The following is an 18,882-nucleotide window of genomic DNA, read 5'->3' as shown; positions in this document are numbered from 1 at the left end:
TCCAACCGTGCCCTACAGCTCACTGCCACCTTGTGAACTGCACCCTTCGAAAGTGCGTCGGGCGCACTCGTCGATCACATCGGCCACCCGTGACCGGCGTGCGAGTTGCCGGCGCTGCACGATCGCCCCGTTTCCGTTGCTGAAGACCTTGTCCAAGGAAGCCGTGACCTGCTCGAACTCTCCGAATGCGGTCAGAGCAGGTTCGACATGATCCACCAATCGCCGAACCGCCTGGTGTGCAGTCAGCAAGCGCACGGATTCCACGTCCAGCGACCTGCCGTCGAGTCCGTCGCGTGCTGCACGCCAGCAAGCCGCGCGGAGTAGCTCCTGATCGACGGCAGGCGCAACCTCACGTTTGGTGATCGCAGCGGATGCGGTGCCGACGAGTGCCTGCACCAGTGTGGCCAGAGTCATCGTCTCCTCCACGGTGGCGGGCACGTCGCTGATCCGAATCTCCACGGTGGGAAGGTGATCCGACATGCGCACGTCCCAATAGACCATGTGCGGATCGAGAATGACCCCCGTCTCCAGCATCGCTGCAACGGCATCTTCGTAGTGCCCCACGGACTCGAAGAAGGGTGGCGGACCCGAACTGGGCCATCTGCCGAACAGAACGTAACGCCAACTCGCATAACCGGTATCGCGTCCCTCGCTGATCGGGGAGTTCGCCGTCAATGCCAACAAAGTTGGTAACCATGGACGCAGATGATTGATGATCTGGACCGATCGTTCTCGATCTTCGACACCCACGTGAATGTGGCAACCGCACATCACACCTTCGGTGATTGCACCGAATTGACCGGCCATCCGTTGGTACCGCGACTTCTGCGTGATCTCGTCGACCGGTGGATCGTAGAAAGGCGTTCCGACAGCGATGAGTTGACATCCCACGCGGGCAGCGGCATCGGCGGTGAGGGCACGAGACTCACAGAGTTGGTCACGAAGGTCACGAATGTGGCTGCCGATCGAAGTGGAAGTCTCCACCTGACAACGTGTGAGTTCGAGTTGCAACGAGATACCGAGTTCTCGCCCGGCAGCAGCAACCTCGGAGTTGCGCAGACTGGGACGCCCAGTCTGCGGATCGCAGAGCAAAAACTCCTCCTCGACACCGAGAGTCGGTGTACCTACCGAGAATAGGTCAGGAGTCGGCTTCCCATTCATAGGCCTTCCTCGCACCGGTTTTCCTCCACACCCGATACTTCGAGCGTACGGCTTTCTCCGCACTTCGGCACTACTCCATCTGTTTCATTCACCCATCGATCGGGTAGTTGCCCTGTGAACCGACGACGAGCGAAGAATCGCAAGTCTTCATGAGCGAAGGACGGAGTGCGCCGTGACCAACATGAGCGGGAGTTCACCGGTAGATGACGAACACACCAATCGATCGCACGTCGGGGAGGCAATCAGCGACGGGCGCAACTATCCCGGATACCTGCTGATCGGGCTGGGTCTGGCAACACTCGGATTGACCTTGGTGGCAGCAGGTTACGGATTTCGCGGATGGGCAGTCATCGCCGGCGCGGTGTGCGTCGTGTCCTTCGTCGTCGGAACACTGGCCATCTTGATGGAACACCGTCGGGTCAAGCGACTGGAAGGTCAGGAACTCTTCGATCAAGAAGGGCACTGAACCGAACGCTCGAGTTGTATTCTGCACAAGCAGAATACAACTCGAGCAGAATCCGGCTCAGTGATCGCGGAGTTTCTCGATCAGCTCACCCTTGTTCAGTTTCGAGTACCCGTGCAGATCGAGTTCCTTGGCGCGTTTCTTCAGATCGTCGACCGTCCACTCCTCGTACGGCGAAGATTGTCCGCCGGACTTGGCGACAGTCGACCGCCCTCGATTGGCGGCCGCATTGGAGATTCGAGCCGCCTTCTCCTTGGAATCGCCCTTCTCACGTAGCTCTTCGTAGAGTTCTTGATCCTTGAGTTGAGGTTGTGAGTCCTTGCGAGCCACTGTTTCGTCCCTTCACTCGTCTTCACTCCGACGGTGTGGCCGAACTTGCGGTGTGGCCGAGTTGGCAGTTCGGCCACACCGCAAGTTCGAACGTACGCCGGCACTCAGGATGTGGGCGGCACCTCGAAACGCCCCCACACGCGGTGCGTCTTCAGAAGCTGAGCGAGTGAGGCGAGGGCTCCTTCCGCGTCAGCATCGACGACGACTCCCAATGCAGACTCGTCGATACCGGCGGCAGCCAGCGCACTCATGCTCTCACCCCAACCACCAATTGCCTTGCTGTGACGATACATTTCGTTCAGCAGAGTCTCCACCCGTGGATCCAACTTGCCCTCGCCGATCCGAGAAACGTCGCCGCTCAGCAGGATTGCATCGAATTCGATCGAACGAGCTGTGAGGTACGTTCGCTGCACCGTCACCGCGTCGTCACCGTCCCCGATGGTTCCGCCGTGCGGGCCGAGGATCAGCGGCACCATGCCGGCGTCGAAGATCTTGTCTCGAATGGCGACCACGGTGTCGAGATCGGAGTTCTCGTCGACCAGTAGCGCGATGATCCTTCCGTCTACCGGCCATTCCGCGCCAACCTGAGACAGTGCAGGGCTGAGCTCCGGATCGCTCAACGGCTCCGTCGGTTCGGGAACCGGAAGGCCAAGCCCTCCTGCGACAATCGACACGAGGCCCGCGTCGATGTTCGCCAAGATGCCCAGATTCCGGGTCTTGATGTTCTCCTCGTAGCACTTGCCCAATTCGAAGGTATACGCCTGCGCAACGTGCTCCTGTTCGACAGGGGAGAGACTGCGGTAGAAGAGTCGAGCTTGCGAGAAGTGATCGTCGAACGATGCCGGCGCCTGCCTCACCTTGCGCCCTGAAACTTCCTGGGGCACCTCGATATAGGCCGCGCTGTCCGCCGAGGCCATGAACGGGCACCCACCGTCCAACGAATTGGGATGGTACGGCGCGACTCCGGCATGCACACCGTCCTGATGGAAGCCGTCGCGAAGCATGTCGTTGACAGGCGCGTGAGGACGGTTGATCGGAATCTGGTCGAAGTTGGGGCCACCCAGGCGCGTGATCTGGGTGTCGAGGTACGAGAACAAACGCGCCTGCAGGAGACGATCGTTGGTGATGTCGACGCCCGGAACCAAGTGGCCCGGATGGAATGCAACCTGCTCGGTCTCGGCGAAAAAGTTCGTCGGATTGGCGTCGAGTGTCATCGTTCCGATGACCTGAACCGGCGCTAGTTCTTCGGGCACGATCTTGGTGGGATCCAATAGATCTATGCCTTCGAACATTTCGTCTTCGGTATCAGGGAACACCTGCACGCCCAAATCCCAGGACGGATATGCGCCGGCCTCGATGGCGTCGGCAAGATCGCGTCGATGGAAATCCGGATCCACACCGCCGGCGATCTGCGCTTCCTCCCACACGAGTGAATGCACTCCGGCGGCCGGCTTCCAGTGGAATTTCACCAGATTCGTCTCGCCGTCGGCATTCACGAGCCTGAACGTGTGAATGCCGAAGCCCTCCATCATGCGATAGGAGCGCGGGATGCCTCGATCGGACATGTTCCACAATGTGTGCGCCGTGGCCTCGGTGTGCAGCGACACGAAATCCCAGAACGTGTCGTGCGCGCTCTGCGCCTGCGGAATCTCCCGGTCCGGATGGGGTTTCGCGGCATGAATGATGTCCGGGAACTTGATTCCGTCCTGAATGAAGAACACCGGGATGTTGTTGCCCACCAGATCGAAGACACCTTCGTCGGTGTAGAACTTGGTGGCGAAGCCGCGTGTGTCTCGGACGGTATCCGCCGAACCGCGTGAACCCAGAACTGTCGAGAAGCGTACGAATACCGGGGTTCTGGCACCTGAAGCGAACAACGAGGCTTTACAGATGTTTTCGGCTGCGCCATTCGCCAGGAACGTGCCGTGCGCGGCCGCCCCGCGGGCGTGGACGACACGCTCCGGAATTCGCTCGTGATCGAAGTGTGTGATCTTCTCACGCAGATGGTGATCCTGCAGAAGAGTCGGGCCCCGCTCGCCTGCGGTCAGTGAGTGGTCGGTCTCGTAAAGCCGTGTACCGGTGGCGGTGGTGAGGTACTCCCCCCGCTGGCCACGTCCATTTCCCTTCACCTTCTCTTCGGCACCCGCGACGGTACGCACCTCCGGCTGCCGCTGGTCGTCCTTGGGCGGCAACGGCTGTCGAGGCTTGACCGGTTCTTTCAGGTCCGGCGCTTTCGGGGCCGGTGCACCTGGGACGGACTGAGATGAAGGCATCGAACAGCTCCTCTTGATCGTCATGCTGGGCGCACGAATCTTGTTACGCCATAAGTAAGTAGAGATTTCAAACTGAACGCGGAGCCACGACTCACCCTCGGGCTGGGATCAATCCCAGGCCGAGGGTGACGAGTGCGTCAGGGCTATTGCTCGGACTTCTGTCGCGCTTCGTCTGCGGCCGCTTCGGCGCGAGCCTTCTCGGCTTCCGCCTCTTTCTTCGCGACTTCTCGCTGGCTTTCGGCCTTGTCCTGCTGGGCGCGGCCCTCTCGGGTCAAACTGTCGTTTCCGGAAACCGCACCAACGGCTTCCTTGGCCTTACCCTTGACGTCCTCTACTACGCCTTTGATTCCCTCGCTGGGACCGCTCTTGTCATCTGGCACGTTGACCCTCCAATACGTTTCGGATTCTCGCTCAGGGTTCCCACACAGACAGGACTCCCACACAGAAGGCCCTACCCCGTCGAAAATCGCATAAACATCCGTGCACCGACCAGGCGCAGACCATGACTCGTCGTAGCCGAACGACGAGGTCGTTCCTCGAGTAACGATCAACCGTTCTCAGAAACTGTTTACCGGGCACAGGAATTGGCGGGACTCGTTCCAGAAGGGGAAGAGATCGGTGGTGGTTGCCGCAGGATGGTCGATCTCGGCGAGAGTGTAGAAATCGAGAATCGTCCGACCAACTGCGGCGCTGACCTCGCATGCTTGCAGGCTCAGCTTTGCCTCCGCCACGAAACCGATGCTGCGGGCGAAGGGACCGAGAGTTCCCGCATTGACGAAACTGTCGAGGTCTTGTCCCCACTGGTTGTAGTCCGACTGCAAAGCGAAGCTGCACGTTTCGCCGAACAACTCGCTGCAGGTGGTCGGCTTTCCGCCGATCGTGTGCACCGTATCGGCAAGCTCGTGTGAGGTGCTTTCGCGCGGAGATCCGGAAAGGAAAAGCAAGATGGCAACGGCCAAGGCAACCACCAGAAGGATGCTTGCGGCCGTTGCCAGTATCGCCTTCACAATCCCTCGATCCACGTAAGTTCATGAGGGCAACCGATTTTGGAACACCGGCCACTAGATTTGTACCCGTGGCGTTCAGGGTCCAAACATCGACCAGGCTGGGAGCCGTACGTCAGTCTGAGGGATCTGTTACAGGAACTGTGAGGGAGGCTCAACACTCCCTTCCACTATCAATATATATCCCACTGGGGGCCTTGCGGCAAGGCCCGGGTAGTGCCGCAGAATGGCTCTTCCGATCCCGCACGACCGACTACGGGATCGGAACAGCCAGCGGAAGTGAGGGCACGTGCCAACCCAGGGATACGAAGAAGAACTGCGTTCCGAGCGGAACTATGTGGAGGGGCTCTACGCACGCCTCGATGCGGAGCGCGCCCGAGTCAAAGGCAGGTACAACACCGCTCTGCGCGGAAATGGCGAAGCACTCATGGAACGCGACGCCGAGGTGCGCGCACTTGCCAAAGAGGTGAAAAGGCTGGACGTAGCCGACAACGGACTGTGCTTCGGCCGGTTGGACTCGCTTTCGGGCGAGACCTCCTACATCGGCCGGATCGGCCTTCTCGATGCGGACAACGACTACGAACCGGCGCTTCTCGATTGGCGGGCGCCGGCGTCTCGCGCGTTCTACGTTGCCACCGCTGCCAACCCGGAGAACATGCGTCGACGCCGTCAGTTCCGCACCCGGAGTCGACGCGTGGTCGATTTCACCGACGAGGTACTCGGGCGCCCCGACGGCGTAGAACACGACACGCACAGCGATTCCGCCCTGCTCGCGGCAGTCAACGCACCCCGCGGTGAGGGAATGCGGGACATCGTGGCAACCATCCAGGCCGAACAGGACGACATCGTCCGACTCGAACACCCCGGGGTGCTGGTGATCGAAGGTGGCCCAGGTACCGGGAAAACCGTCGTCGCCTTGCACCGCGTCGCCTACCTGCTCTACACCCAGCGAGAGCGGATGGAACGTCACGGCGTTCTCGTGGTCGGGCCGAACCCGGCGTTCCTGAACCACATCGGCCGCGTACTGCCCTCGCTGGGAGAGTCCGACGTGGTGTTCATGACCACCGGTGATCTCGTTCCCGGTCTACGCGTCACCTCCGAGGACACTCCGGAGGCCGCTGGGCTCAAAGGTTCGCTGAAGATCCTGGATGTTCTCGGCGCAGCGATTGCCGATCACCAGCAATTGCCCGAGAACCCACTGTTGATCGAATTGGCGGACGTCACGGTGCGGATCGACGCCGAAACCGCGGAGTGGGCCCGAGAAGAAGCCCGTTCGAGCGGACTCCCCCACAACGACGCACGCACTGTGTTCACCGAAATCCTCACCTGGGCGCTGACCGAACGGGCGATAGCGCGGATCGGCAAGGGGTGGTTGACACGCAGTGACCGTGAAGCCTGGGAGCAAGTGCGGACGGACCTGACCGCAGAGCTGGTGGAAAACAGCGCATTTACCGCGGCGCTCGACACGCTCTGGCCGATCCTGACTCCGAAAGAGCTACTGACACAGCTGTTTACTTCTCCCGCGCGACTACGCGCGGCAGGCGCGGACGAGAAGCTGCTTCGCCAGGACGGTGACGCCTGGACTGTCTCGGACGTTCCGTTACTCGACGAGTTGGTGGACATGCTCGGCCGGGACAAGCCCGTCGACCAGAGTGCCGAACGTGAACGCCGCGACGAGGCCGCGTATGCAGCGGGCGTGCTGGACATGATGATCAGCCGCGAGGATCTGATGGACGACGAGGATCACCTTCTCGCCCAGGACATGCTGTACGCCGAGGACCTGGCGGATCGTTTCGTCGAACGCGATACCCGGGAACTCGCCGAACGCGCTGCTGCTGACCGAGACTGGACGTACCGGCATATCGTGGTCGACGAGGCCCAAGAGCTGTCCGAGATGGACTGGCGAGTCCTGATGCGCCGCTGCCCAGACCGATCTTTCACGGTGGTAGGTGATCTCGCGCAACGCCGTTCACCCGCAGGTGCCCGCTCGTGGGCGACGATGATGGAGCCGTACGTTCCCGGCCGCTGGATCTACCGATCCCTGTCGGTGAACTACCGCACCCCCGCCGAGATCATGAGCGTCGCCGCCGCCCTGCTCGCCGAGTTCGCGCCGGACGTGCAGCCACCCGAGTCCGTCCGCGCCTGCGGGATCGCGCCGTGGTCCAGACAAATATCCGCCGACGAACTAGCCTCCGCCATCGACGAATTCAATCAGGACGAGGCCGGGCGCGAAGGTACGAGCATCGTCATCGGACCTGCGGATGTGCCGGGCGCTGTGCCTGTTTCGGAAACGAAGGGTCTGGAGTTCGATGCCGTGCTCGTCGTGGAACCGGAGCGAATCATCGCCGACGGCCCACGCGGCGCGTCGGAACTCTATGTCGCCCTCACCCGCGCAACCCAACGTCTCGGCGTCTTACACGACGGGCCGTTGCCTCAGGCCTTGACCGGGCTCGTCCATGCCGGGACGGCCAGATCACCGCAAGCGTTCGCGGCGAGCGATGGTGCTGTGTAGGCCTTCGGCAGCGGCGCGAACGTAAGGCACTTGGCTCTCGGGAACGAAGCGACTGGTGGGACCGGTGACGCTGATGGCGGCGACGGGTTTGTCGTTGGTCCCGAATACCGGCGCCGCAACGCACGCGAGACCCGGCGCTGATTCCTCGCGCTCGAACGCAATACCGGTCTCGACCACTCGGTTCAGTTGGGTATTGAGAATGCCGGGCGCAACAATTGTGTGCGGGGTTCGGCGCGTCATCGGTTCCGACAGCACCTCGCGACGAAACTCGTTGTCGGAGAATGCCAGGAGTGCCTTGCCGATTGCGGTGCAATACAGCGGTATCCGGCCACCGGTCCGGGACGGCGAGTTGGCTTGCCGGTGTCCGCCGATCTTCGCGACGTATACGACGTCGTGGCCGTCGCGGACCCCCAGGTGAACTGTCTCGTGGGTCCGCTCGTACAAGTCTTGGAGGAACGGCATCGCCATCTCCAGGAGGCTGCGTTCGAGGGAGGCGAGCATGCCGAGTTCGAAGAGGCCGCCGCTGAGCCGGTAGCCACCGTCGATTCGGTCGAGTAGCCGGTTCGCGACCAGTTCGTTGGCCAGGCGGTGCACCGTTGCCTTGTGCAGTCCGGTCCGTTGGACCAGGGTGGCGAGAGGCAACACGTGGTCGTCAGCCCGGAAGGCACGCAGGATCGTCACCGCCTTGCCGAGCACGGTGTCGAGGTTTGCGCCGCCAGTCACCTGCCCAGCGTATCGCTGAGTGAGACAGTTCCCTGGCGCAATCTCGGCGCCACGGCGAAAGTAATGGCCATGAGCCAGCCCACGAATACCAGTACAGCGAGCGAGACGGACATCTCAGCTGCTGCTGACCGCCTCGCAGCCGCCATCGCGAGCGGTACTCCCTGCGCACCGGTGCGCGATCTGATCGGCGCCGACGACCTCGTCGCTGCCTACGCTGTCCAGCGCCGCGTCGATGAAATCCGTCGGCAGGCGGGTGCCGTCGTCGTAGGCCGCAAGATCGGCCTGACCTCGGTGGCAGTCCAGCAACAGCTGGGCGTCGACCAGCCCGACCTCGGCGTTCTGTACGCCGACATGGAGTTCCCCGCCGGAGGCACCATCCCCATGAGTCGTTTGATCCAGCCCAAGGTCGAAGCGGAAGTTGCCTTCGTGCTCGGTGCCGACCTCGTGGACGGACCGCTGGACAGTGCGCAGGTGCGCGGCGCGATCGACTACGCCGTCGCAGCGATCGAGATCTGCGACAGCCGCATCGAGTCGTGGGACATCAAATTCGGTGACACCGTCGCCGACAATGCGTCCTCGGGCGTGTACGTCCTGGGAACCGAACGCCGCACCCTCGACGAGGTGGAACCCGCCGGCGTCGTCATGTCGATGTCCGTCGACGGCACCGAGGTGTCCACCGGCGTCGGAACCGCTTGCCTGGGCGATCCGATCGAAGCAGTCGTCTGGCTCGCCCACACGGCGCGCGAGTTGGGGCAGCCGCTGACTGCAGGCCAGGTGATCCTGTCCGGCGCACTCGGCCCCATGGCACCGGTCACCGCAGGCAACGAAGTCACCGTGACCGTCTCCGGGTTCGGTTCCGTCACCACCAGTTTTTCCAGCGAAGAGGACAACGCATGAGCAAGGTCAAGGTCGCGATCATCGGATCGGGCAACATCGGCACGGATCTGATGATCAAGGTGCTGCGCAACTCCGACTACCTGGAGATGGGCGCGATGGTCGGCATCGACCCGGCGTCGGACGGCCTCGCCCGCGCAGCGCGTCTGAACGTGCCGATCACGGCTGAAGGTGTCGAGGGTTTGATCGGTCTGCCGAACTTCGACGAGATCGAGATCGTCTTCGACGCCACCTCGGCAAAGGCTCACGTCGCCAACAACGCGCGGCTGGCTCCCCTCGGCAAGCGCATGATCGACCTGACGCCTGCCGCCATCGGCCCGTACGTCGTGCCGGCCGTCAACGCAGACGAGCACCTGGACGCACCCAACGTCAACATGGTGACGTGTGGTGGCCAGGCCACGATCCCGATGGTTGCGGCTGTTTCTCGGGTCGTCCCGGTGGCGTATGCGGAGATCGTGGCGTCCATCGCCTCCAAGTCCGCCGGTCCCGGAACGCGCGCCAACATCGACGAGTTCACCGAGACCACATCCGAGGCGATCGTGGCAGTCGGCGGCGCCCGCCGCGGCAAGGCCATCATCATCCTCAACCCCGCCGAGCCGCCGCTCATCATGCGCGACACGGTGTTCTGCCTCGTCGACGCCCCGGACCCGGCTGTTCACGAGGAGATCCGTCAGTCCATCGAGAAGATGGTCGGCGACGTCTCCGCCTATGTTCCGGGCTACCGCCTCAAGCAGGAAGTCCAGATCACCGAGATCCCGGCCGACCAGCCCGTCGAGACGTTGCTCGTCGACGGCAATCGCCCTACCCATCAGGTGTCGGTGTTCCTCGAGGTCGAGGGTGCTGCACACTACCTGCCTGCGTACGCCGGCAATCTCGACATCATGACGTCCGCCGGAATGCAGATCGCGGAGCGCATCGCCCAGCAGAAGGAAGCAACCAAGTGAGCAACCGCAAGATCTTCGTCCAGGACGTCACCCTTCGCGACGGCATGCACGCTGTCCGCCACCGTATTTCGCCCACCGACGTCAAGCGGATCGTCACAGCTCTCGATGCTGCCGGCGTCGACGCGATCGAAGTTGCACACGGTGACGGCCTCGCCGGCGGCTCGCTCAACTACGGCCCCGGCTCGAACACCGACTGGGAATGGATCGAAGCAGCGGCCGAGGTACTCGAGCACGCTCGTCTCACCACGCTGCTGCTTCCGGGTGTCGGCACGATCAGTGAACTCAAGCACGCTTACGACCTCGGTGTTCGCTCGGTTCGCGTTGCCACGCACTGCACCGAGGCCGACGTCTCCGCGCAGCACATCGAAACCGCCCGCGAGATCGGCATGGACGTCTCGGGCTTCCTGATGATGAGCCACATGGCGCCGGCCGAAGAACTGGCGAAGCAGGCCAAGCTGATGGAGTCGTACGGCGCGCACTGCGTCTACGTCACCGACTCGGGTGGACGTCTGGTGATGAACGACGTCGCGGATCGTGTTCGCGCATACCGCGACATCCTCGACGAGGGCACCGAAATCGGTATCCACGCGCATGAGAACCTCTCGCTCTCGGTTGCCAACTCCGTTGTCGCAGTGCAGAACGGCGTCACCCGCGTCGATGCTTCGCTCGCCGGTCACGGTGCCGGCGCCGGTAACTGCCCCCTCGAAGCCTTCATCGCCGTTGCGAACATCGAGGAGTGGGAGCACGGCTGCGACCTGTTCGCCTTGCAGGATGCCGCCGACGACATCGTCCGTCCGCTGCAGGATCGGCCGGTTCGCGTCGATCGAGAGACCCTCACGCTCGGCTATGCCGGCGTGTACTCGAGCTTCCTGCGCCACGCCGAGGCCGCTTCGGAGCGCTACGGAATCGACGTTCGCACACTGCTTCTCGAAGCCGGCCGCCGCCGTCTGGTGGGTGGCCAGGAAGACATGATCGTCGACATCGCACTCACCCTTGCAGCGCAGGCAACAAAGGAAGCTGTCTAACGCGCTGCCGAGTTCGCTGATACCCGAGTCCCGCTCCCGTCTCCGGACGGGGGCGGGACTTGCCATTTCAGCCGAGAGAGCCCACCGACACGGCACTCGAAAAGCTGGCAAAGTTCGTCGCACGACATCTCTGTCGCTCAGGGTAGAAACTTATCCGCTACAGACGAATTCAGGGAACCAGCTTCATCGATGCAAGACCTGCAGGGTGATACCTTCGATATGCTGAGCTCGTGGAACCTACCGAATACCGTGACAAATTGAGATCTGTCCTCGATACCGCGTCGGGGGTAGTGAGCGATCGACTGGCTGCGATCCACAACGGGGCAACCCCGCGCACCGAAGGGATCGTCATCGACGTCTCGCTCGACCAAGACGGCGAGGGAACATTCGGCGTCTGGGCACGATTCGAGGGTCCCGACGCATTCAGTCTGAATCAGCAGATCGGTGACGAGAGAGAGCTATTCGGCGTGATCTGGGGCGAGGAGGGCTGGGAACCGCCGGTTCCGCATCGACCGCGAAAGTGGTCACGTGGGGAACTCGAGAAAGTGGTCGTCGGTGTCGTGGCCAAATGGATCGACGGGCTCATTCCCTCGACCGCCACCGAACTACCCTGGGAAGTAACGACTCCCGACGGAACTGTCGACGCTGTACTCGTGGGCCCAGAGATCAGCCGTGGACATTCGCCTCGGTGAAAGCGCGGAAGCATCGGCGAACACGTTGCAGCGTCAGCGTCCGGTCGAACCGTCGATCAATTCGCGGAGGATGTCAGCGTGCCCGGCATGGCGTCCGGTCTCTTCGATCATGTGCACGAGCGCCCAGCGGACACTGGGAGCGGGTCGTTTCGCCCCCGGTCGCGGGATGGGCGCGGCAAGATCTGTGCATCCGTCGAGAACTGCGTTGGCGCGCTCGACCGTCTCGCGATAGCGACTGACGACACCCTCCACGCTGTCTTCCGATGACGGTTGAAACGTCGCTTTCCAATCCGTCACGTTTTCTGCAAGGAACATCGATCGTTCGACAAAGGTCAGATGATTGGCCAGCCCGAGCAAGGTTGTTCCCGACGGAACAATTGTGGTGCGCACCTGAGGTTCCGGAGCACCCTCGACCTTGGCGGCAATCGAATCACGGAGGTAGTCGAGAAACGCTCGCAGTGTGGCTGCCTCGCTATTCCCTGTCCGGGGTGGTGGGGCATCTCGGCGGCTGCGACGCGACGTTGCCATGGTGGTTCTCCTTCCTCGGCGAAGAACGATGAAGAGGCTTCATTCCTGGATGGGCAGAACCGATCCTTCCGAACTCACTCCGATCCCGCATCAAATTTTGCCGCTACAGCAAAGACAACTTGGTTGCCGGTGTCAGCGTGCCGAGCTCAGGTCGCGCACAAGTTGGGGTCTCCGCCACTTGCCGACCTCGAAAGGCCACCGCCGCAGCGGATAGGCGAGACGAGCCACGAAGTAATTGACGTACTCGACGACGCCGAAAGCCCACACCGCCACGACGCCCACCGCCGCGCCGGAGTGATCTGGTAACCAGATGACAACGCCGAGAAGAGCTATCGCCAACAAGAGAACATCGAGAACCCGAAACACGCGGTAAAGCGCTGCGAGGCGGGCCGGCATCGACTCCAACTCGACCCGGCCCCGCGCAAGCAGCCAATAGACACCTGCTTGCACGAGGATCACAAGCAGTGGGGCCAGCGCCGCCCACAACGCCGCGGAGTCTTGCGAACCTTCGAGCCGGGGCATCACGACACCGACCGCCACAGCGGCAAATACGGCCGCGGCAGCCAGTTCGCCGAGGCCGAGGCTCAGGTACCTGCGTCTCAAACTCTGTCGCCGTTGATCCACCACGTAAGAACCCTATCCGTTGATCACCATAGCTTGCCACGTGGTGGTCGGACCGATTCTGCAGCGCGAGTGAGGAATACACTTCATCTCGACTTCGATCTCAAGCACCATAAGGCAGGTGGATCATCCTGGGACGTTCTCGCGGATCCGGTGGGAAACCTTTTCTGCGTGGGTGATCCGCACTAGGCCGGTCTGAAAGTCAGTCCGAGATCGAGTCTCACAGTCCATCCGACAAAGCGTGAAAATGCGTCACCCGAATAGCTGCACATGCATTCGTTGGCTTACAGTCGGGGTGTCCCGGCGGCACCCCAGACTGGAATGTCCGCTGCGTCAACATCTGCCGATTGGGGGCTGGACGGATGGAATCGGCTGACTTACTGGGTCTGACGGTCTCACTGACGTCGTCGACGCTTATCCTCGCGTTCGTTGCTGGGCTCATGCCGCGACTCGTCGGTGATGAACCGAATCCCGTTGTCGGCATACGGACGAAGGCGACGATCGCGAGTCGAGAGGCGTGGCAGTTGGCACATCAGAGTGCGCAGCCGCTTCTGCGCCGGACGATGTGGACTGCCGTAGCGGGACTGTGCATGCAGGTCGCCATCGGCGTCGTGACAGGTTTCGGATCTGTGGTGTCGGCTGTCACCTCAACAGTCGTGTTTCTTGCGGTGCTCCTTCTCCTGCTCTTTGCAGGAGTGAAGGGCAACGCCGCGGCGAAGTCGTTGCAGCGTTGACCGCCTGACCCCGCCGCTGTCAGACGCGCCTTGGATCTCGGCTTTCAGTCCCCGATGCGCGGTCGTTCGCGCCGACGTGGTCCTCGATCGCGCATCTCGAGAATCGCTGCTGCAGTGGACGCGACCGTCTTGTCGTCGTCGTGGGTGATCCTGGCGAGCGCTTCGCGTGCTGCCGCGCCGGGAATCTCGGCGAGCGCCTGCGTAATTCGCAACCTCGTCGGGGCGTCGTCAGTGCCGTCGAGCCTTGCCTGCACGGCATCGACGACCTCACCGCTTGTCGGTGAGTGCTCCGCGAGAAGACCGAGCACCTCGCCTGCCTCGACGTCGCGGCGCCCGTCGGCGACCATCTCGAGGAGAGCGGACATCGAGACAGCCTCTCCGCGGGATCCGAGGGCGAGAGCGGCGTCGGCGCGGACTATCGCGTCCGAATCATCGAGAGCTCGCTTCAGAGACCGAGTTGCTTCCTCGGTGTTGATCCCGGATATGGCCGACGTCGCGCGGCGTCGAACCTCGACGTCCTCCGATTCGAGCCCCTTCGTCAGACCTGCAAGGCCCGCACCTTCGGTCCTCGCCAACGCCCACTGCAACGCTCCCGCCACGTTGGCATCCCTCTCCGACAGGATGGCCTCGACGAGTGCGTCGACCGGCAATGCCGCATTCGCGTCCTGCGAGAGGATCGCTTGCTGACGGTGGGCGGCGAACTCGGATTCGAGTGCACGCAACAGCGAGACCATGCGCAGGACGTCGTCCCACTCCGAAGGGGCGGTGGCGTCGACCCTTTCGAGTTTGGTCAGCAATTCCTCCTCCGCCGCGATCCGTTGCCGAGTGTGTTGCATGAGTTCACCCACCAAATCGGCCGGTGCGAAGTCTGGTTCGTCGAGGGCACGCTTGGCCTCGTTCAACGAGAGCCCCAATGTCCTCAAGCTCTCGACGTGGAAGAGGCGACGGATGTCGTCAGCGGAGTACTCGCGGTAGCCACCGGACGTGCGGCCCGTCGGCTTCACCAGCCCCAAAGTGTCGTAGTGACGCAGCATCCGTGTGCTGACACCACAACGCCGCGACACCTCGCCGATCAACATCCGTCTCCCCTTCCTACGCGTCCGGGCCGATTGCCGCGACGCGCTTCGCCAACTCGTGTGAGAGAGCGAATCCACCGTCGGGGTCGTGCCAGAGTTGCTTTGTAGCATCAGCATGCGCTCGGACACGCGGAATCGGGCTCGTACCGGCCGCGTCGAGCACCGGGAGGACGGCCTCGCCGAGCCCGGTCAGGGCGCGGCTCAGACTGAGCTGCATCTGCAGTTCACCCCGCCCGAGCTCTGTGGCCAGATCGGCCGCGAGTGCGCCCTCGTCTCCCGCCGGCACGAGAGCCACAGCCGCGCGCCACGCACTGCGCGCAACCTCGTCGTCCTGGTCGTGGACCAGCGCAGAGACCTCGGGCCACGCGATCGGATCGCCGATCTTGGACAAAGTGTGGAGCGCCTGACTGCGGGCTTGCGAGCCATCGGACCCGAGCTCACGGATCAGCCTCGGCACCGTGATTTCGGCCGGCAAGCGGCACAACGCCCAGGTCAGCATGTCGCGGACGAAGAAGTCCGGCTCGACGGCGCACCGATCGATCAGGGCATCCGTCAACTGAGGATCCGGGCGTGTGCCGACCGCAAGCGCGGCGCGCAGTCGAACCGAGGGATCTGCTGCGGCCACGGCGTCGACGAGGTGAGCATGCTGCCCACCGTGGTTGGTTGTGTTCACGACAACCACCTCCTTCACCGACCAGTGGAACCCTTGTCACTGTGTCAAGGTCAAGCGTCACTGCCTCCGACACGTGAAATGTCGCCTCGGATCACACGCCGGTTGTCGATCCTGGCCGAAAGATCATCAGCACGACGACAACGACCCAGAGCAGATTGAAGATTCCCGTCGCAGTGCCCAGCCGACGGGTGAGCCGCGTTGCGACGTCCACAACGGACCCGGTTCCTTCGATCGCCGCCATTGTCAGCCGTTGGGCGGGAAGCACGACCGCGGTGAGTATCACGGCGGCAACGACGGTGAGTGCGATCGAGGTGAGGATCCACACGTCACCGAGCACTCCGAGATTGACGGCGGTGGCGATACCGAGCATCGGAACGACAATGCCGATCGTGGCATACACCCGAACGATGCGATGCAGCATGCCCGTCGTCGCAACACTGGCGCTGTCCGGATCGGCGAGCGCGGCGCGGCTCGCCACCGGGAACATACTCGCCGCCACAGCGACGGGGCCGATGGCAAGAATGGCCGCAATCACATGGAGGGACAGCAGGATTCCGGTCATGGGATTTCTCGCGTTTCGGTACGCACAAGCGTATTCACGCGGCGTCCGGCGCGAAGGTGATTACAGGCTCGGCGCCCTTCGCCGACCACACCGTTCCTCGACGCTCGTAGTCGAAGAGCGCTTCGACCTCGAGACTTATCCGAGGCCCGAGGCATCGTTCCAACAGGTACAGGCCCAGGTCGAGACCGGATGTCACACCGCCGGCGGTGATCAGGTCACCGTCGTCGACGATTCGCGCCTGGATCGGAATTACACCGCCGGCCGCCAGTGCGTCCACGGCAAGATGGTGCGTCACGGCGCGGCGCCCTTCGAGAAGCCCCGCCATCGCCAGCGCCAATGATCCTCCACAGACGGTCGCAACGAGCACACCAGGATCGTCGAGTGCACGGCGCATCATGACAGGCAGTTCGGTTTCCGTTGTGGCCGCGAGTCTTTCCGGCAAGCTGGAACCCGGCTGGTCCGCATTGGGTTCGAAGAGACCCGATGCTCCGGGAACGATGATCAGATCCGCGTGTTCGACATCGAGGGTTGCAGTGGCGGTCATCGCGAGTTCACCACTTCCGCTCACGACGGTCCGAGGCCCCTCCGCGCTGACGAGTTCGACGCTCAACGCCCCACCGCTGGCGAGACCCCCGGCGTAAAGCACCTCGTACGGACCCACGACATCCATGGGATCGGATCCGTCGAACAACACGATCTGCGCGTGCACTGCAACCTCCGATTTTGTGCGACGCGCTCCTGTGCACGTCGCTGTTCCCACGACAGTAGGAGGAAGTTGACCTCTATGGCGACGGCTGAAAGCCAACCTTCGACGGCTTTCAGCCAACCTCACACATTCTGTGAAATACCAGTTGAGAGGATATTTCAAGACACGAGATCACCGAATCTCGCGCCACATACGCTACGTTTCAGACATGCATGACGTTGCAGTTCTCGCGTTGCCCGGGGTGGTGCCGATGGACCTGGCGGCACCCCTCGAAGTCTTCGGACGATGCAGGCTCCCCTCAGGTGCACCGGCGTACCGGACCTCCGTGTGCGCGCTCACCGAGGAGGTGGAGACCGGAACGTTCACGATGCGAGTACCGCACGGACTGTCACGTCTCGCCCAGGCAAGCACGATCATCATCCCGGGCACCGCCGATCTCGACGTGCCGATCGACCCCGAGATCATCGACGCCCTCAGAACTGCCGCGGATCGCGGCACGCGCATCGCCTCACTGTGCGTCGGTGCATTCACACTCGCCGACACAGGCTTGCTCGACGGACTTCGCGCGACGACGCACTGGGCGGCTGCGTCGGAGTTGGCCCGCCGGCACCCGGCCATCGACGTCGATGCCGCTGTTCTCTACGTAGACAACGGGCACGTCCTGACTTCCGCCGGCGCCGCGGCCGCACTCGACCTGTGTCTGTACATGGTCCGTCAGGACTACGGGTCCGCGGTCGCCGCCGACACGGCGCGGCTGAGCGTGATGCCGCTCGAACGTGCCGGAGGGCAAGCACAATTCATCGTCCACGAACCTCCCGTGCCCAGCGGGACAACCCTTCGGCCGCTACTGAACTGGATGGAAGAGAACCTCGGGGAGCAACTCGACATCACGACAATCGCAGCCAAGGCAACGATGAGCACTCGCACGCTCAACCGCCGCTTCCAGGAACAAATCGGTACGACGCCGTTGCAGTGGCTCCATCACGCGCGGCTCCGTCAAGCGCAATTTCTGCTCGAGACCACCGACCACTCCATCGAACGTGTTGCGGGACAAGTCGGATTCAATGCCGTCACCACGTTCCGCGAACGCTTCCGAGACTTGGTCGGCACCAGTCCACAGCGATACCGGACGCAGTTTCGAACGTCGCGCTAGCTGACCTACTTCTCGCTCTGTCGACGCACCATCTCCGAGATCCAGATCGGCGCAAACGGCGAGGTGCAGTTCGGGGGAGTCGGGTAGTCCTCGAGCACCCGCAGACGTTCACCGATGTCGATTGCACGGGCCCGGTACTCGGCATGTTCGATCCCGATCTGGGCCAGGCAGTGGTTCATCGCCCATTGCAGGCGATCAGGGGCATCCTTCATCTCCGCCTCGATGACGTCGAGCAATCCTGAAAGATCAAGGCCCTCGGGCTTCTTCGCTACTCGCTCGGTAGTCAGGGCCCAACCGGCGCTCGCAACCACGGGATCGGAGTCGGCGGTCCAGGCCACCCGCAAATCCTCCGCGTGCGGGTTCTTCTTCACCACGTAGTTGACGAGCCAGTCATGCACCTTGGGAGTACGAGCCTCACGCAACATGACGTCCAACTCGTCACGCTCGAACGCCTTCGGACGACAGATCAAGAGGGCAAGCAGCCTCGCTGCGGTATCGCCCGTCGCCCAAAGTTGTTGTGCAAGTTCTTGCTGAGTCTTCAGTCGCTTCGCGACTGCCCGCAGTTTTGTCAGGTTCACACCGTGATCGTCACCGTGCTTCTCGTTCACTGCGCGCACCTTCGGATCCTCGAGCGCAGCCAACTCGTCCATCACCTCGGCAACCGTCGATTCAGCCACGTCATCCTCCAGTCACTACTTCTGCGATTCACCTACTGGCAAGTCACCTACAAGGAAAGCACGGGACGGCACGCGCCGACGCATCCACGTCCGACCCGTGTTTGAAACTTCGACCAATGGGTACATGTCTG

General features: G+C 62.6%; 21 protein-coding genes. 8 read left to right on the top strand and 13 right to left on the bottom strand.

Features of this window, described 5'->3' with window-relative positions:
* Positions 1-12: 12 nt before the first annotated feature.
* Positions 13-1,161 (bottom strand): glutamate--cysteine ligase 2, encoded by a 1,149-nt coding sequence (locus QM596_RS00990; RefSeq protein ID WP_283307837.1) that lies wholly within the window; start codon positions 1,159-1,161, stop codon positions 13-15.
* 181 nt (positions 1,162-1,342) lie between these two features.
* Between QM596_RS00990 and QM596_RS00985 the strand changes: the two genes are divergently transcribed.
* The gene (locus tag QM596_RS00985) at positions 1,343-1,627 is read left to right on the top strand and encodes a hypothetical protein (RefSeq protein ID WP_037120632.1); all 285 of its coding nucleotides are present in this window, start codon (positions 1,343-1,345) and stop codon (positions 1,625-1,627) included.
* Positions 1,628-1,684: 57 nt separating this feature from the next.
* On the opposite strand, the gene QM596_RS00980 is transcribed toward QM596_RS00985, so the two are convergent.
* The 4 genes from QM596_RS00980 to QM596_RS00965 all read right to left on the bottom strand — a co-directional run bounded on the left by QM596_RS00980 (position 1,685) and on the right by QM596_RS00965 (position 5,249).
* A complete protein-coding gene (locus QM596_RS00980) occupies positions 1,685-1,954 on the bottom strand; it encodes a DUF7218 family protein (RefSeq protein WP_020909642.1) in 270 nt (89 codons plus the stop codon).
* A gap of 104 nt (positions 1,955-2,058) precedes the next feature.
* Positions 2,059-4,227 carry a catalase gene (locus QM596_RS00975; RefSeq protein WP_283307835.1) on the bottom strand — a complete coding sequence of 723 codons (2,169 nt, stop codon included), beginning with the start codon at positions 4,225-4,227 and terminating at the stop codon, positions 2,059-2,061.
* Positions 4,228-4,370: 143 nt separating this feature from the next.
* Positions 4,371-4,607 (bottom strand): microaggregate-binding protein 1, encoded by a 237-nt coding sequence (gene mbp1, locus QM596_RS00970; RefSeq protein WP_003943084.1) that lies wholly within the window; start codon positions 4,605-4,607, stop codon positions 4,371-4,373.
* A 177-nt stretch (positions 4,608-4,784) separates the two neighbouring features.
* The gene (locus QM596_RS00965; protein ID WP_283307834.1) at positions 4,785-5,249 is read right to left on the bottom strand and encodes a hypothetical protein; all 465 of its coding nucleotides are present in this window, start codon (positions 5,247-5,249) and stop codon (positions 4,785-4,787) included.
* A gap of 271 nt (positions 5,250-5,520) precedes the next feature.
* On the opposite strand from QM596_RS00965, the gene helR reads away from it, so the two are divergent.
* Positions 5,521-7,743 carry an RNA polymerase recycling motor ATPase HelR gene (helR, locus tag QM596_RS00960; protein WP_283307833.1) on the top strand — a complete coding sequence of 741 codons (2,223 nt, stop codon included), beginning with the start codon at positions 5,521-5,523 and terminating at the stop codon, positions 7,741-7,743.
* Here helR and QM596_RS00955 read toward each other — a convergent pair.
* Entirely contained in the window at positions 7,705-8,466 is a 762-nt protein-coding gene (locus QM596_RS00955) for an IclR family transcriptional regulator (RefSeq protein WP_020909647.1), read from the bottom strand. The genes helR and QM596_RS00955 overlap by 39 nt on opposite strands.
* 69 nt (positions 8,467-8,535) lie before the next feature.
* Between QM596_RS00955 and QM596_RS00950 the strand changes: the two genes are divergently transcribed.
* The 4 genes from QM596_RS00950 (at position 8,536) to QM596_RS00935 (ending at position 12,021) form a co-directional block, all read left to right on the top strand.
* A complete protein-coding gene (locus QM596_RS00950) occupies positions 8,536-9,363 on the top strand; it encodes a 2-keto-4-pentenoate hydratase (RefSeq protein ID WP_283307832.1) in 828 nt (275 codons plus the stop codon).
* Complete coding sequence (locus QM596_RS00945; RefSeq protein WP_020909649.1) at positions 9,360-10,304, top strand: acetaldehyde dehydrogenase (acetylating); 945 nt, start codon at positions 9,360-9,362, stop codon at positions 10,302-10,304. The genes QM596_RS00950 and QM596_RS00945 overlap by 4 nt, the downstream gene beginning before the upstream one ends.
* Positions 10,301-11,329 (top strand): 4-hydroxy-2-oxovalerate aldolase, encoded by a 1,029-nt coding sequence (gene dmpG / locus QM596_RS00940; RefSeq protein ID WP_020909650.1) that lies wholly within the window; start codon positions 10,301-10,303, stop codon positions 11,327-11,329. Before QM596_RS00945 ends, dmpG begins: the two co-directional genes overlap by 4 nt.
* 230 nt (positions 11,330-11,559) lie before the next feature.
* The gene (locus QM596_RS00935) at positions 11,560-12,021 is read left to right on the top strand and encodes a DUF6389 family protein (protein WP_283307830.1); all 462 of its coding nucleotides are present in this window, start codon (positions 11,560-11,562) and stop codon (positions 12,019-12,021) included.
* A gap of 33 nt (positions 12,022-12,054) precedes the next feature.
* Here the strand turns inward: QM596_RS00935 and QM596_RS00930 are convergent, their stop codons facing one another.
* A complete protein-coding gene (locus QM596_RS00930; RefSeq protein ID WP_283307828.1) occupies positions 12,055-12,549 on the bottom strand; it encodes a DinB family protein in 495 nt (164 codons plus the stop codon).
* Positions 12,550-12,681: 132 nt separating this feature from the next.
* Positions 12,682-13,176 carry a hypothetical protein gene (locus QM596_RS00925; RefSeq protein ID WP_283307826.1) on the bottom strand — a complete coding sequence of 165 codons (495 nt, stop codon included), beginning with the start codon at positions 13,174-13,176 and terminating at the stop codon, positions 12,682-12,684.
* Between the two features lie 356 nt (positions 13,177-13,532).
* On the opposite strand from QM596_RS00925, the gene QM596_RS00920 reads away from it, so the two are divergent.
* Complete coding sequence (locus tag QM596_RS00920) at positions 13,533-13,904, top strand: SdpI family protein (RefSeq protein WP_021333274.1); 372 nt, start codon at positions 13,533-13,535, stop codon at positions 13,902-13,904.
* Between the two features lie 44 nt (positions 13,905-13,948).
* Here QM596_RS00920 and QM596_RS00915 read toward each other — a convergent pair whose 3' ends face one another.
* The 4 genes from QM596_RS00915 to QM596_RS00900 all read right to left on the bottom strand — a co-directional run bounded on the left by QM596_RS00915 (position 13,949) and on the right by QM596_RS00900 (position 16,924).
* Complete coding sequence (locus tag QM596_RS00915) at positions 13,949-14,983, bottom strand: MerR family transcriptional regulator (protein ID WP_283307824.1); 1,035 nt, start codon at positions 14,981-14,983, stop codon at positions 13,949-13,951.
* 13 nt (positions 14,984-14,996) lie between these two features.
* Complete coding sequence (locus QM596_RS00910; protein ID WP_195791048.1) at positions 14,997-15,662, bottom strand: HEAT repeat domain-containing protein; 666 nt, start codon at positions 15,660-15,662, stop codon at positions 14,997-14,999.
* A gap of 82 nt (positions 15,663-15,744) precedes the next feature.
* Positions 15,745-16,215 carry a DUF2269 family protein gene (locus QM596_RS00905; protein ID WP_195790985.1) on the bottom strand — a complete coding sequence of 157 codons (471 nt, stop codon included), beginning with the start codon at positions 16,213-16,215 and terminating at the stop codon, positions 15,745-15,747.
* Between the two features lie 34 nt (positions 16,216-16,249).
* On the bottom strand, positions 16,250-16,924 hold the full coding sequence (locus tag QM596_RS00900) for a DJ-1/PfpI family protein (RefSeq protein WP_283307823.1): 675 nt from the start codon (positions 16,922-16,924) through the stop codon (positions 16,250-16,252).
* A gap of 205 nt (positions 16,925-17,129) precedes the next feature.
* On the opposite strand from QM596_RS00900, the gene QM596_RS00895 reads away from it, so the two are divergent.
* Positions 17,130-18,074 (top strand): GlxA family transcriptional regulator, encoded by a 945-nt coding sequence (locus QM596_RS00895; RefSeq protein WP_019745972.1) that lies wholly within the window; start codon positions 17,130-17,132, stop codon positions 18,072-18,074.
* Between the two features lie 5 nt (positions 18,075-18,079).
* On the opposite strand, the gene QM596_RS00890 is transcribed toward QM596_RS00895, so the two are convergent.
* Positions 18,080-18,751 carry a DNA alkylation repair protein gene (locus tag QM596_RS00890; protein ID WP_151530722.1) on the bottom strand — a complete coding sequence of 224 codons (672 nt, stop codon included), beginning with the start codon at positions 18,749-18,751 and terminating at the stop codon, positions 18,080-18,082.
* Between the last annotated feature and the right edge of the window lie 131 nt (positions 18,752-18,882).

It is taken from the genome of Rhodococcus sp. IEGM 1406, from assembly GCF_030056745.1.
GTDB classification, from domain to species: domain Bacteria; phylum Actinomycetota; class Actinomycetes; order Mycobacteriales; family Mycobacteriaceae; genus Rhodococcus_F; species Rhodococcus_F erythropolis.
This window is presented reverse-complemented; position numbering and strand designations above follow the sequence as displayed.